The sequence below is a fragment of the Labrys sp. HAY1-8F genome (genome assembly GCF_056754975.1).
This window is the reverse complement of record NZ_JBPGWZ010000002.1, coordinates 2,804,410-2,817,268: the sequence shown is the minus strand read 5'-3', so window position 1 is coordinate 2,817,268 and position 12,859 is coordinate 2,804,410. Positions and strand designations below refer to the sequence as shown.

Annotated in this window: 10 protein-coding genes; 2 read left to right on the top strand and 8 right to left on the bottom strand. The window is 64.3% G+C overall.

Translation table 11 applies throughout. From position 1 onward, the window contains the following. Positions 1 to 48 precede the first annotated feature (48 nt). The 4 genes from melA to ACR9ZN_RS22080 all read right to left on the bottom strand — a co-directional run bounded on the left by melA (position 49) and on the right by ACR9ZN_RS22080 (position 4,712). Positions 49 to 1,398, bottom strand: a complete 1,350-nt coding sequence (melA, locus tag ACR9ZN_RS22095; RefSeq protein WP_481274382.1) for an alpha-galactosidase — start codon at positions 1,396 to 1,398, stop codon at positions 49 to 51. A gap of 64 nt (positions 1,399 to 1,462) precedes the next feature. After that, on the bottom strand, positions 1,463 to 2,860 hold the full coding sequence (locus ACR9ZN_RS22090) for an ABC transporter substrate-binding protein (RefSeq protein WP_481273178.1): 1,398 nt from the start codon (positions 2,858 to 2,860) through the stop codon (positions 1,463 to 1,465). Positions 2,861 to 2,898: 38 nt separating this feature from the next. Next, positions 2,899 to 3,774: a carbohydrate ABC transporter permease gene (locus tag ACR9ZN_RS22085; RefSeq protein ID WP_434958579.1), complete on the bottom strand. Its 876-nt coding sequence runs from the start codon at positions 3,772 to 3,774 to the stop codon at positions 2,899 to 2,901. Between the two features lie 5 nt (positions 3,775 to 3,779). Continuing rightward, positions 3,780 to 4,712, bottom strand: a complete 933-nt coding sequence (locus ACR9ZN_RS22080; protein ID WP_481273177.1) for a carbohydrate ABC transporter permease — start codon at positions 4,710 to 4,712, stop codon at positions 3,780 to 3,782. Positions 4,713 to 5,037: 325 nt separating this feature from the next. Here ACR9ZN_RS22080 and ACR9ZN_RS22075 point away from each other — a divergent pair, with 325 nt between their 5' ends. Then, positions 5,038 to 6,063 carry a LacI family DNA-binding transcriptional regulator gene (locus ACR9ZN_RS22075; RefSeq protein ID WP_441770981.1) on the top strand — a complete coding sequence of 342 codons (1,026 nt, stop codon included), beginning with the start codon at positions 5,038 to 5,040 and terminating at the stop codon, positions 6,061 to 6,063. A gap of 163 nt (positions 6,064 to 6,226) precedes the next feature. On the opposite strand, the gene ACR9ZN_RS22070 is transcribed toward ACR9ZN_RS22075, so the two are convergent. Next, complete coding sequence (locus ACR9ZN_RS22070; RefSeq protein ID WP_441770982.1) at positions 6,227 to 7,429, bottom strand: MFS transporter; 1,203 nt, start codon at positions 7,427 to 7,429, stop codon at positions 6,227 to 6,229. A 73-nt stretch (positions 7,430 to 7,502) separates the two neighbouring features. Between ACR9ZN_RS22070 and pdxR the strand changes: the two genes are divergently transcribed. Continuing rightward, complete coding sequence (pdxR, locus tag ACR9ZN_RS22065) at positions 7,503 to 9,014, top strand: MocR-like pyridoxine biosynthesis transcription factor PdxR (protein WP_441770983.1); 1,512 nt, start codon at positions 7,503 to 7,505, stop codon at positions 9,012 to 9,014. On the opposite strand, the gene xylB is transcribed toward pdxR, so the two are convergent. The 3 genes from xylB to ACR9ZN_RS22050 form a co-directional block, all read right to left on the bottom strand. Continuing rightward, positions 9,011 to 10,465 (bottom strand): xylulokinase, encoded by a 1,455-nt coding sequence (gene xylB, locus ACR9ZN_RS22060; RefSeq protein ID WP_441770984.1) that lies wholly within the window; start codon positions 10,463 to 10,465, stop codon positions 9,011 to 9,013. The genes pdxR and xylB overlap by 4 nt on opposite strands. A 274-nt stretch (positions 10,466 to 10,739) precedes the next feature. After that, entirely contained in the window at positions 10,740 to 12,245 is a 1,506-nt protein-coding gene (gene dnaA / locus ACR9ZN_RS22055; protein ID WP_434958573.1) for a chromosomal replication initiator protein DnaA, read from the bottom strand. A gap of 88 nt (positions 12,246 to 12,333) precedes the next feature. Next, the gene (locus tag ACR9ZN_RS22050; protein ID WP_434958572.1) at positions 12,334 to 12,780 is read right to left on the bottom strand and encodes a rhodanese-like domain-containing protein; all 447 of its coding nucleotides are present in this window, start codon (positions 12,778 to 12,780) and stop codon (positions 12,334 to 12,336) included. Between the last annotated feature and the right edge of the window lie 79 nt (positions 12,781 to 12,859).

Sequence of the window (12,859 nt, the reverse complement as noted above, 5' to 3'; positions counted from 1 at the left end):
GGCCATTCGAGGATGCCACATCCGCCCCCTGTGGCCGCTCCCACCTGCTCACGCCACCCGCAACTGCGAGGCAGTGTGGGCGGTCGTCTCGCGCAGATTTTGCGGGATCCAGTCGCCATGGGCTGCCATGAGTTCGTCGACCAGAGCCCAGATCTCGTCGAGGTTGAGTTCGGCGGCGGTGTGCGGGTCGAGCATTGCGGCATGGTAGACATGGTCGCGATTGCCGGTCAGCAGGGCCTCGACCGTGAGGTTCTGGACGTTGATGTTGGTCTGCATCAGCGCGGCGAGCTGGGGCGGCAGCTTGCCGATGCGAACGGGCTGCAACCCGTTCCTGTCGACCAGGCAGGGTACTTCCACCGCGCAATCGGCCGGCAGATTGGTGATCAGGCCGCGATTTTCGACATTGCCATAGACCACGGCGGGCCTGCCCGTCTCCATGGCATGGATGATGGTCGAGCCATATTCGACGCTGCGATCGACCTCGAGCGGGACGGAGGCGTCCTGCAATTGCCTGGAGAGCTCGCTCCATTTCTGGATCTGGTTCTCCGAGCGGGTGATGTATTCGTCGAGCGGGATGTTGTAGCGCTCGACCAGCTTTTCCTGCCCCGTCTTGATATACCAGGGAACATATTCGCAAAAATGCTCGCTGGATTCGGTGACGAAATAGCCGAGCCGCAGGAACATGTCGTAGCGCACCCGGTTCCATTCGGGCACGCGCCCTTCCTCGACCACCTTGCGGATCAGCGGATAGAGATCCTCGTCATTGCGCTCGAACTTCAGATAGAACGCCATGTGGTTGATGCCGGCGCAGGTGTAGTTGATCTCCTCGAGTGGCACGCCGATATCCTCGGCGATCTCGGCTGCCGTGCCCTGCACGCTGTGGCAGAGCCCGACGCTGCGGATCTTGCTCGACCGGTTCAGGGCCATGACGTTCATCGCCATCGGATTGGCATATTGCAGATGGAAGACGTTCGGGCACAGCCTTTCCATGTCGCGGGCATAGTCGAGCAGCACCGGAATGGTGCGCAGGGCCCGCATGATGCCGCCGATGCCGAGTGTGTCGGCGATGGTCTGGCGCAGGCCGTATTTCTTGGGCACCGCGAAGTCGGTCACCGTGCCGGGCTTGTAGCCGGCAACCTGGATCATGGTGATGGCATAGTCGGCCCCGTCGAGGGCCCGCGAGCGGTCGGTGGTGGCCTCGATGCGGGCGGGGACCTTGAGGGTCTCGACGATGCGCCGGCCGACGCGCTCGGAGACGGCCAGGCGCTCGGCATCGATGTCATAGAGGCAGATATGCGCCCCGGCGAGTTCCGGGAAGGAGAGGATGTCACCCATCAGGTTCTTGGCGAAAACGGTGCTGCCGGCACCGATGAAGGTGATCTTGGGGGAGGGCATCAGGAGCTCCTGATCGAGAAGAAAAGGTCGGCGACGGCGACCGCCGCCGACAGGGGGAGGAGGGTGGTCAGAACAGGGCGTTCACGGCATCATTGGCTTCCTTGAGGACCTTCGCCGCATCGACTTCGTTGAGGAAGATCTGCTCGAAGGCGGCCTTCATGAGCGAATTGATTTCGGAGGAATGGTCGGTGATCGGAAAATAGAAGGTCTGGTCGGGAGTGGCTTCCTTGAGGAAGGCGGAGACGTCCCAGCCCTTGGCGGTGGAAGCCTGCTGGGACAGCTTGGCCGCTTCCTCGATCGCCGGGAAAACCACGCCGGAGGCGCCGACGATGCGGGCGCAACGGGGCGAGGCCAGGAACTTCACCCATTGCCAGCTTTCCTCGGGATGCTTGGTGCCGGTCCAGATGCCGTCGGCCAGGCCGTTGAACATGGTCTTGCGGCCCATGGGCCCCTTGGGCAGCAGGGCATAGCCGAGCTTGAACTTGGCGTTGTTGCCGAAGAAGCTGATCATCCAGGAGCCCTGCGGCGTGAGCGCGGCCTTGCCGGCGACGAACAGGGCCGAGGCATTGTTGCCGACATCCTTTTGCGGGATGGCGAAGCCCTTCTTCAGGCCGAGATCGCGCTGCCAGCTGATGGAGGCAGCCAGTTCCGGCGCATCGTAGTGGTAGGACGTGGCCCATAGGCCGTCGACGAATTTGAAGCCGTTGGAAGCGGCGAAATGCGCCCAGGCCGACTGGCCATAGCCGTCGATCTCAGGAAAGACGATGCCATATTGCTTGACGGATTTCGGGTCGAACTTGGCCGAGAGGCCGTCATTGCCGCCGGCATCGACGGAGAGCCGGGCCAGGATCTTTTCGAAGCTGCCGCCGTCCTTCGGATTCCAGGTAGCCTCGTTGAGCTCCCCGACGCTGACACCGGCCTTGTCGAGCATATCCTTGTTGTAGACGACGGCGACCGTGTCCCAGTCCTTGGGCAGGCCATAGATGTGGCCCTCCTTCGACCACAGGTCGAGCAGGCCCTTGTAGTAGATGTCGGTCGGGACCTTGTCGCGCTTGATGAAGTCGGTGATCTCCATCACCTGGCTGTTGGCGACGAATTCAGGATAGCGGCTGAGATGGTTGGTGAAGACATCCGGCGCCGTGCCGGAGACGAAGCCGGTTGAGAGCGTCGTCCAATAGTCGTTCCAGGCGAGCTGGGTGAGCTTCACCTTGATATCGGGGTGCTCTTTCTGGAAGGCGTCCGCGCAAGCCTGGTAGGGCGCGAGCTGGTTGTTGTCCCACAGCCAATAGCTGATCTCGGTTGCGGCCCGGGCCGGGACGGCACTTCCCGCCAGCAGAAGCGCGCCGAGGCCGAGTTGCAGGCGGCGAGACCCGCGCCTGGGAGTCTTCGGACGGTCGCCGGGCCGGCTGTGCGCATGGCACCAAGAACGCAGTCGTGACGCGAGAGCTTTCGAGATGGTCTTCAAGGCTTCCTCCCGGATGTGCTTGGCTTGGTTGTTTCAGGTTATTTCAGGCCGCTGAATTGCAGGGACTCGACCACCCGTCGGCCGAGAATGACGAGCAGCGCGATGACCGGCAGGATCGACAGGAAAGTCGCGGCCATCAGGCCGGTCCAGTCCGGATTGCCGTTCGGCTGCTGCTGCAGGAAATTGGTGAGGGCGACCGACAGCACGCGCGAGCTTTCATCGCGCCCGATCAGATAGGGCCAGAGAAACTCGTTCCAGCTGTTGATGGCGAGCAGGATGGCGAGCGTGGCGATGGCGCCGCGATGAACAGGCAGCACCACGCTCCAGAAGATGCGAAGCGGCGAGGCGCCGTCGAGACGGGCGGCGTCCTCCAGTTCCGATGGCGTCGACAGGAAGAACTGGCGCAGGAAGAACACGGCGAAGGGTGTCATCAAGACGAAGGGCGCCACCATCCCGGTCATGGTGTTCAGCCAGCCGAGTTCCTTGATCAGCACGAAATTCGGGATGAACAGTACGATCGCCGGCACCATGGTGGCGGAGATGAAGAGGTAGAAGATCACGTCCCGCCCGAAGAAGCGCAGCCTGGCGAAGGCATAGGCCGCCAGCGAGGAAAACAAGATCTGGCCGGCGACGCAGATCGCCGTGAAGACGAGGCTGTTCACAAGGGCAGGCCCGAAACTGATCCGGGCGACGAAGCCTCCCTGTTCCGGGCTGAGGCCGAAGATGCGGGTGAAGTTGGTGGTCGTGACGCTGTCGGGCAGCAGCGAACCGGCGCTGTCATAGAGGTTCGGCAACGGCGTGAAGGCCGTCTTGAGGGCGATCCAGAGCGGGAAGAGCGAGCCGATGACGAAGAGCCAGAGCACCAGCCAGGCAAAGGCGCGTCCGAGGTTCCGGCGTGGGGCGACGATGGCCATGGCGCCTACTCCAGATCCGAACTGCCGGCGCGCATCACCCGCATCTGGATGAGGGTGACGCCGACGAGCACCAGGAAGAGCAGCACGGACATGGCCGAGGCATAGCCCATCTTGGAGAAGCGGAAGGCGCTCTCATAGATGTACCAGATGATGGTGCTGGTCGAATTGACCGGCCCGCCCCTCGTGGCCACGGCGATGGTGTCGAAAACCTGGAACGAGCCGATCACGCTGGTGACCACGATGAAGACCAGGACAGGGCGCAGCAGCGGCAGGGTGATATGCCGGAACATGTGCCATTCGCTGGCGCCGTCGATCCTGGCTGCCTCGTAGAGCGAGCGCGGAATGGCCTGCAGCCCGGCATAGAACAGGATCGCGGTCATGCCGGTGTGGCGCCAGACATTGATCGCCGCCACCGAGACCAGCGACAGCTCGGGCGTGGTCAGGAAAGGCTGCCGGGGTATGCCGATCAGGCCGAGAAAGGCGTTGGTGATGCCGAGGATCGGATCGAGCAGCCACAGGAAGATCAGGGCGGCGACCACGTTGGAGAGGAGATAGGGCGCCACCACCACAGCCCGCAACGCCACGGATTTCGACAGCCTGTCCATCAGCACGGCCAGAGCCAGGCCGAGCACGGTCTGAACCGGAATGTTGTAGAGGACATAGAGGCAGGTGATCTTGATCGACTGCCAGAAGCGGGGATCGCCCATCAGCCGGACATAATTGTCGAGCCCGACGAATTTCGGGGCCCGCATCAGGTTCCAGTCGGTCAGGCTGATCTCGATCGCCCGCAGCGTCGGCAGCAGGTAGAACACCGTGAAGCCGATGAGGGCGGGAGCGATGAAGAGCCAGCCCGTCAGATTCTCGCGCCAGCGCTGGCTTTTTGCGCTCCAGGCGGGACGTCTCTTGGCCAGTGATCCAGACTCGCCGATCGATACCAAAGGTGTTGCCTCCCCAGGCCGGTCGATTGTTTGGTTTGTTAAGTGACACGTGTTATTTGTTTACTAACACGTGTTAGTATGATTAATGCAGAGGATCGAAATCGTGTCAAGACAGGTCTGAGGCGGCTTGACAGTCCGTCACCGGCTCGGCGATGCAGGGTTCGCTGCTCGGGCATGAGCGGCCGGCTGTTGCTCGTTCCAGGGCCAGAGCGAGGTGCGTTCATGATTGAACGCTTCTTTGCTCTCGTTCTTTGGTTCGATGCGTTTTGTGATTTGAAGGGATTGAACCAAATCGCAAAACGCTCTGGGAGGATGGATGGAGCGGATGAAGGTGACGAGCCATGACGTCGCGGAACGCGCAGGCGTGTCCCGTGCCACCGTTTCCATGGTTCTGAACGGCTCCACTGCCGTTTCGATCAGCACCCAGACGCGCGAACGCGTCCTGCAAGCCGCCGCGGAACTGGGCTATCGGCCGAATTCGGCCGCCCGCATGCTGGTGCGCGGCGATACCGAGACCATCGGCCTGGTCGCTACCGATCCGGCGCTCCTCAATGTCGACGGCTTCGTGCCCCAACTCCTCTATGGCATTACCCGCGTCAATCGCGATCACGGCTACGGCGTGTTGCTGGAGGTCGTCGAAAAAGGTGGCGCGCCCAATGTCTACACCGATCTGGTGCGCAGCCGCCGCATCGACGGCATGATCGTGCTCAACCCCGCCAGCAACGATCAGGCCCTGCACGGCCTGATCGAGGATGGCTATCCCCTGGTGCTGCTCGGCTCCGTCGGCCACCCGCGCGAGCATGCGGTGAACTTCTCCAACCGCCGGGCGATCCAGAGCGCCGTTGATCATCTCGTCGGGCTCGGGCACCGGCGCATTGGCCATATCGGCTTCTCGGCGATGGGCAACATCGCCACGGACCGGCGCCTGGCTGCCTATCAGGACAGCCTCGTCAGCCATGGCATTCAGCCTGATCCGGATCTGGTCGGCTTTGCTCATCACAGCGCCGAAAGCGGCTTCACCGCCATGCAGGCACTCCTGGCACGAGCCCATCGACGGCCCACTGCCGTACTCGCCGGCAACGATACGATCGCGCTCGGCATAATGGCCGCGATCGAAGCGGCCGGCCTGCGGGTGCCCGAAGACATTGCCGTCATTGGTTTCGACGACCTGCCGATCGCGGCCTATACCAGGCCTGCCCTCACCACCATCCGCAACCCGGCGATCGAGCAGGGGGAGGCGGCGGCGCGCATGCTGATCCGGTTGCTCAAGCGCGAAGTGGTCGAGCCCTCGCGCATCGTCTTCGGCACGGAGCTCGTCATCCGGGCCTCGAGCGGAGGCATGGTTGGCTAGGCAGCCTCGCCTGTACCTGAAGGCGCTGGAAAGAAAGAGCCCGCTTCGGGTGAAGCGGGCGTAGTTGCGGAAATCACGCTTCCGAGGCGTTCTGCCACCGGGGAAGCGGCGAGAAGAGGGGGCCGTCGTGCAAGGTGGCCTTGTCCAGATGGCGATAAGGCTGTCAGGACCCGGAAGTCCGGCCTGCGCCGGGGACGACGAGGGCTGCAGAACGCCTGCGGGCGAAGCCGATATTGACCGCGATCAGCAGTTCGGCGAGCGCAGCGACCAGCAGGATGACCAGAAAGGTGCTCTTGCCGAAATTGACCAGCACCCAGCCACCGATGACGGGAAAGCCGAAGACGCCGATGAAATAGCTGAGGACGAACCAGGTAAGCGCCGCGTGGCGCAGGCCTTGCGGCGTATCGTTGACTGCCCAGGTCTGGATGACCGAATAGACCAGACCATAGCCGATACCCGTCAGGATTGCGGCGAGGATCTGAAATGCGGGATGGAGGGCGACGCACCACATCGCCACGACCCCCAGTGCCATGGCGGCAAGCAGGCCGGTTGCAAGCGCGGCCTGCGGCAGCTTCGCCAAGGTGCGGGCGAGCAGCAGCCGTGCGGCGACGACCGTGAGGGCGTAAACGGCGAAGAAGGTGGCCGCGCTCGCCGTGGTGCCCTCAACCAGCGTGGACTGGAAGGTCAAGATGCCGGAGAAGACGCAAGCGCCGAGCGCCACCATGATGATCGGACGTATCGAAGAGCTCCGGCCGATGACGACGATGTCGGTGAGCCAAGGGCGCAGAGCCTGGATGCGTGGCCCGCCGGGAGCGAGGCTGCCGAAAATCCAAAGCAGCGCCGATGCCGCCAGGCAGGCCAGGCCGACCAGCAGGAACGCCGTCTCGATGGAAAGGCCGGCCTGATGGACGGCGAGATTGAGAAGGAAGGGCCCGCCGCCGATGCCTACCATCTGGAAGGCGCCGAAGCGCGTGAACCAGAAGGCTCGGTCGGCGTCGGTGATGCGCTCTGAGAGGGCCATGGGCGCCGAGATGTAGAACATGCCCCAGCCCAGCCCGATGAGAAATCCCGAAGCCATGCCAAGTTTGAAACCGGCATTCGTTGTAGAGGCCAGCAGTAGAAAGCCGGAAGCGACGGCACAACAGGCGATCACGCCCATGCGGGCGGCGTCGAAGCGGCCGGACAGCCAGCCGACAAGCGGAACGCCAACAAAGGTGCCGACCATGGCTGCCCCTAGGGTCAGGCCGGTTTCGATGTCGCCGCCGCCCTGTGCCCGGTAATAAGAGGCAAGCAGGAAGGTGGCACCGTAGCCGGCGGCGGCCAGCATGGTACCGGCAAAGAGAAAAGGAGCGGAGGATTGGCGCATCTGCATCACCGTTGAAAGTGGATCGATAAAACGGCAAACTGAAGCTCCAATCTAGGGCCACTTCGAGGTGCGGATGCGAGCCACTTCAGCGCGTAACAGCCAAGCTCGATCGCTGCGCCGGGAGAGCGCGGCGGCAGGTTTTCTTCCCGCGATCGAGACGCCGTCGCCGGTGCCGGCCGTGCGCCAGCTCTATCTGCAATTGCGCAACGGCATCATTGCGGGCCGGCTTCAGCCGGGACACCGTCTGCCATCGACACGCACGGCGTCACGCGAGTGGTCACTCTCGCGCGGCCTGATTGCCGAATCCTACGACATGCTGATTGCGGAGGGATATGCCGTCGGGCTGCACGGATCCGGGACCTATGTCGCGAGCGGCTTGCCGCCCATCCCGACCGGTGCGAGCGACGGACGCAAGGCGGCCCAGGGAAACGACAGCCGAGCCATTTCGACGGCGGCGCGATTGGCCATGCGCATCGGGACGGCCCTCCCCCTGCAGGCACCCTTCACGACCGGCCGCGTGATTCATGACATCAAGACAGCCAGCTTGTTGAAACGGCTCACGCTTCGTCATCTCGACTACACGCATGACGGTTATCGCGACCCGCAAGGCGAGCAAACGCTGCGGGAAGCGATCGCCGCCCATCTCATCGCCTCGCGCGGCGTGCGATGCGAACCGGGACAGATCTTCATTACCTCGGGTACGCAGCAGGCCCTCGATCTGGCCGCTCGCCTGCTGGCCTCGCCGGGGGAGACGGTGTTGGTCGAAGATCCCTGCTACCCGCCCGCGCGGCAGGCCTTTGCCTTCAATGGCGCCCGGTTGGCCGGCATTCCCGTTGATCGGGACGGTTTGATCACCCAGGCGCTCGGGAGCTATGACGGTCCCGCGCCGGCGGCTGTTTATGTGACGCCCTCGCATCAATATCCTTCCGGCTCGGCCCTGCCGCTGGCGCGCAGGCTGCAGCTGCTGTCCTTTGCGCAGGAGCGGGGGTGCTGGATCATCGAGGACGATTACGACAGCGAGTTCCGCTATGACGGCAGGCCGATCACCTCGCTCCAGGGCCTCGATGCGACCGATCGCGTCATCTATCTGGGAACCTTCAGCAAAGCGCTGCTGCCCGGGATCCGCGTGGGCTATCTCATCGTTCCCGGTGATCTCGTCGCGGCCTTCAGGGCAGCGCGGCCTATCATCGATCGCTTCCCGGCGCCGCTTCATCAGCGTGTCGTGGCCGATTTCCTGAACGAAGGCTATTTCCCGGCCCATTTGCGGCGCTTGCGGGAGCGCTATCGCGCCTCGCGCGACTTTCTTGCCCGTTTGCTGAACGAGCGGCTGTCGGAGCATTTGATCGCGCCCGTGCCCGAGCAGGGCATTCACTTCACCGTGCGCAGCACGGGAACCTGGTCTGATGACCGCACCGTTGCGCAGGCCGCGCTCGAGGAAGGCGTCGTCGTTCTACCGGTGTCGCCGATGTGCATCTCGGCCACGACCGAACCCAAGCTGTTGCTGGGGTTCTCGGGCCTGACGGACGAGGAGACCGATATCGGCACCAGGAGGCTATCGCGCGTATTTGCCCGATTTGCGCTCTAGCGTGCCGCCTTGGTTGCCTGATAGAGACGGCGGAAGGCCGCGACCTTTTCGGCATAGACCTGCGTCAGTTCGGCGCGCGGCTCGGCGATGTCCAGGACCGGCGGCTTGGTGGCGATTGCGGTGATCGGCTCGCCGCTGGCGGCAGCGCGCGCCAGGCGGGCGGCGCCGAAGGCCGGTCCCTTTTCGCCGCCGCGATAGCGCTTCAGCCTGAGGCCGAGCACGTCGGCGAGAATCTGCACCCACAAGGCGCTGCGGGCGCCGCCACCGATCACGGCCGCCTCGCTCAACTCGGTGCCGGCTTCGGCCAGGCAGGCCGCCGCGTCGGCGAAGGAATAGGCGACGCCCTCCAGCACGGCGCGAATGAGGTCGGCCTTGCCGGTCGCGCCGGTCATGCCCGTGAACAGGCCGGTCGCCTCGGCGTCGTTATGCGGGGTGCGCTCGCCCGCCAGATAGGGCAGGAACAACACGCTGCCCGGACCGGAAGGCTGGGCGGCGACATCGGCCAGCAGCTTCTCGATCGGTTCGCCCACCAGCCCCGCGGCCCAGGCGAGACAGGAGGCGCCGTTGAGCAAAGCGGCCATCTGCACCCAATGGCCCGGCACGGCATGGCAGAACGTATGCAGGAACTTGTCCGGCAGCGGTCGATAGTCGGTGCCTGGCACGAAGAACTGGCCGGAAGTGCCGATGGAGAGGAAAGCGCCATCGGCAATGGTGCCGATGCCGATGGCTCCCGCCATGGCATCGCCCGCGCCGCCGGCCACTGGAATGCTGGGCTTGAAGCCGAGACGGGCGGCGAGCGCCGGGCGTAGTTGCCCGGAGATTTCGGTGCCTTCGATCAGGCGCGGCACCTGGCTGCGTTCGACGCCGGTCGCCGCCAGGGCCGCATCGGACCAATCACGCCTGGCCTGATCGAGCCACCAGCTTCCCGCGGCGTCCGACATTTCGCTGACATGCTCGCCGGTCAGCCACAGGCGCACGAAGTCCTTGGGCAACAGCACCCGCTTCAGGCGGGCGCGCAGCGCCGGCTGATGGCGGGCGAGCCACAGCAATTTGGGGGCGGTAAAGCCGGGAGCGGCCGGCACGCCGAGCTGCCAGGCGAGTTCGGGATGCTCACGGTTGAGCTCGGCTGCCTCGGCTGCGGCGCGACCATCGTTCCACAGCATCACCGGGCCGAGCGGCCTGTCCTCGGCATCGAGGCAGACCGAGCCGTGCATCTGGCCCGATAGCCCGATGCCTGCCACGCCGGCCAGCAAGGCTGGCTGCTCGGCCCGCCAGCGCGCCAAGACGGCTTCGATCGCCGCGATCCAGTCATCGGCATTCTGCTCGCTGAGTCCCGGCCCGGGCCGGGACAGCGAGAGAGGCTGCTCGCTCTCGGCCAGCACGGTCTCGCGTTCGTCGACGATGACGGCCTTGACGGCCGAAGTTCCGATATCGAGACCGAGATAGAGCATGGCGACAATCTCATGCGGGAAGGGTCATCCTTAGGACCACAAGCCGCTTGATTTGTCATTATCCCAAAGCGTTGGCCGGGCCGGGATATGGCCTAGCGGTAATGCAACTCACTGAAGTGTCTTCGAGTTTGCACAACCCTTGTCATTGCCGGGCCTGACCCGGCAATCCAGCCCCTTCGCGCCGGTTCCAGATAGCCGGGTCAAGCCCGGCTATGACAAATCGGAGCGTTTCCACCCTGAGTGAACCGCATTGGGCCTAGCGGCCGTGCCGGGGCTATTCCGACAGCAGCCGGCGCAGCAGGTCCACTTCCTCCGCCAGGCCGGTGTCCTTGCCGACCAGGCCCTCGATCTTGCGCACGGCATGCAGCACCGTGGTGTGGTCGCGCCCACCGAAGCGGCGGCCGATTTCGGGCAGGGAACGCGGCGTCAGCGACTTGGCGAGATACATCGCGACCTGGCGCGGCTTCACCACCGTGGCGGTGCGGCGCAGCGACAGGATGTCGGCGCGGCTGACATTGTAATGCTTGGCGACGATGCGCTGGATGTCCTCGATCTTGACGCGCCGCGGCTCGCGGTTCTTGACGAGGTCGCGGATGGCGGCCTCGGCCGTCTCCAGCGACATGCCCGAGCCGGACAGGGCCGAATGGGCAAGCAGGCGGTTGACGGCGCCGTCGAGATCGCGGCCATTGGTCGTGACCTGATGGGCGACATAGGCCACGACATTGTCGGGCACGTCGAAATTGGCATGATGGGCGCGGGCCGCCTCGATGCGGGCCTTGAGGATCTTGATGCGAAGTTCCTCGTCGAGCGAGCCGATCTCCACGACCAGGCCGCCCGACAGGCGCGAGCGCACACGCTCGTCCAAGGTCTCCAGATCGGCCGGCGGCCGATCCGCCGCCACCACGACCTGCTTGCCGCCGTCGATCAGGGCGTTGAGCGTATGGCAGAACTCCTGCTGGATCGACTTGCCGGCCAGGAATTGCAGGTCGTCGATGACGAGCAGGTCGATGGCGCGCAACTTTTCCTTGAACTGGATCGCCGTCTGCGCCTTCAGGGCGGCGACGAAGCCATACATGAAGCGCTCGGCGGTCAGATAGAGGGCACGCTTGCCCAGGGCCTCGGACTGATGCGCGATGGCCTGAATCAGATGCGATTTACCCAGGCCTACCGAGGCATGGATGAACAGCGGATTATAGGGCAGCGGATCATGGGCGCCGGCCTTGGCGACCTGCAGGGCGGCGGCATGGGCAAGCGAATTCGAACGGCCGATGAAATAGGCTTCGAACGACATGCGGCGGTCGAGGGGAGAGCCGGAAAGATCGTCTTCGCGCACCGGCGTTTCCACGGCCCGCAGGAAGGGGACGGCCGACTTGGCGGCCGTTGCCTCGCCGGTGGGCTTGGCGCAGGGCGCGGCGTCGCGTGTTGCCGGCGGGCGGGCCACCGCCGTGCGGACATTGAGGGCGATATGGGCGGTGCCGGGCAGTTCGGCCGATAGCAGGCCGAGGATCTTGTCGATGTAATGAGCCTGAATCCAGCTGCGCAGGAAGCGCGTCGGCACGGACAGACTCACGGTGTCATCGACGACGGCGTCGAGTTCCAGGCGGGCGAACCAGCTTGAAAACACGTCCTCGCCATATTCGGCGCGCAGGCGACGCTTGACGCGATCCCAGGCGGCTGCCGGCTGGATGACGGTGTCGACAGCAGAGGAGACAGCATCCAGGCCGGAAAGGGTTTTCGCGGATTGGCTGGCAACAGCTGACAGGCGTTCGCTCGAGGTCATGGGGCTATCGTCTGACAAAATGAGTTCAAAAACAGCTCCGGCCTTCTCCGGTCCAGGACCGGCGGCAGCAGAGCGCGAATTGGCTTTTTTAGGACTGGATCCAGGGCAAACCGGAGGCTTTCCAGCCCTCGACGATGCCACGATGCCGCGAGGCATCCATCGGGCCTTCAAAGCCCGCCGCGATATTGCGGGCACCCTTCCAGCCTGCGGCTAACATGGCTTGGGCGGCCGCGAGCGAACGGGCGCCCGAACGGCAGAGGAACAGGACGGGTTGGTCCTGGCCGACGCCGCGGCGCTCGAGTTCGCGCTCGAGCTGGGAAACGAAATCGGAAGCGACTTCCATGCTGGGGTAGCGCTGCCATTCGGCCAAGACGGGTTCCTTGCCGAACACGGAGAGGTCGGGAACGCCAACGAACGACCATTCGGCCCGGGTACGGACATCCACAAGCTGTGCCTTAGGCTGCTGGCCGAGAAGCTCATAGGCTTCCTGCGCCGAAACGTCTCCCGCATAGTCATTCAACCACCCCGACGACATGACACCCCAATTCCGTCTTCTTCAGACTTCGTTCGTAATTGTACAAAACATGCCGTGTAACGCCGGCACGGGACACTTC

Coding starts and splice junctions, on each gene's coding strand:
- ACR9ZN_RS22085 (WP_434958579.1), bottom strand. CDS start 3,774: ATGGCCATCGTCGCCCCACGCCGGAACCTCGGACGCGCCTTTGCCTGG.
- ACR9ZN_RS22075 (WP_441770981.1), top strand. CDS start 5,038: ATGAAGGTGACGAGCCATGACGTCGCGGAACGCGCAGGCGTGTCCCGT.
- xylB (WP_441770984.1), bottom strand. CDS start 10,465: ATGCTCTATCTCGGTCTCGATATCGGAACTTCGGCCGTCAAGGCCGTC.
- dnaA (WP_434958573.1), bottom strand. CDS start 12,245: ATGACCTCGAGCGAACGCCTGTCAGCTGTTGCCAGCCAATCCGCGAAA.
- ACR9ZN_RS22070 (WP_441770982.1), bottom strand. CDS start 7,429: ATGCGCCAATCCTCCGCTCCTTTTCTCTTTGCCGGTACCATGCTGGCC.
- ACR9ZN_RS22050 (WP_434958572.1), bottom strand. CDS start 12,780: ATGTCGTCGGGGTGGTTGAATGACTATGCGGGAGACGTTTCGGCGCAG.
- pdxR (WP_441770983.1), top strand. CDS start 7,503: ATGCGAGCCACTTCAGCGCGTAACAGCCAAGCTCGATCGCTGCGCCGG.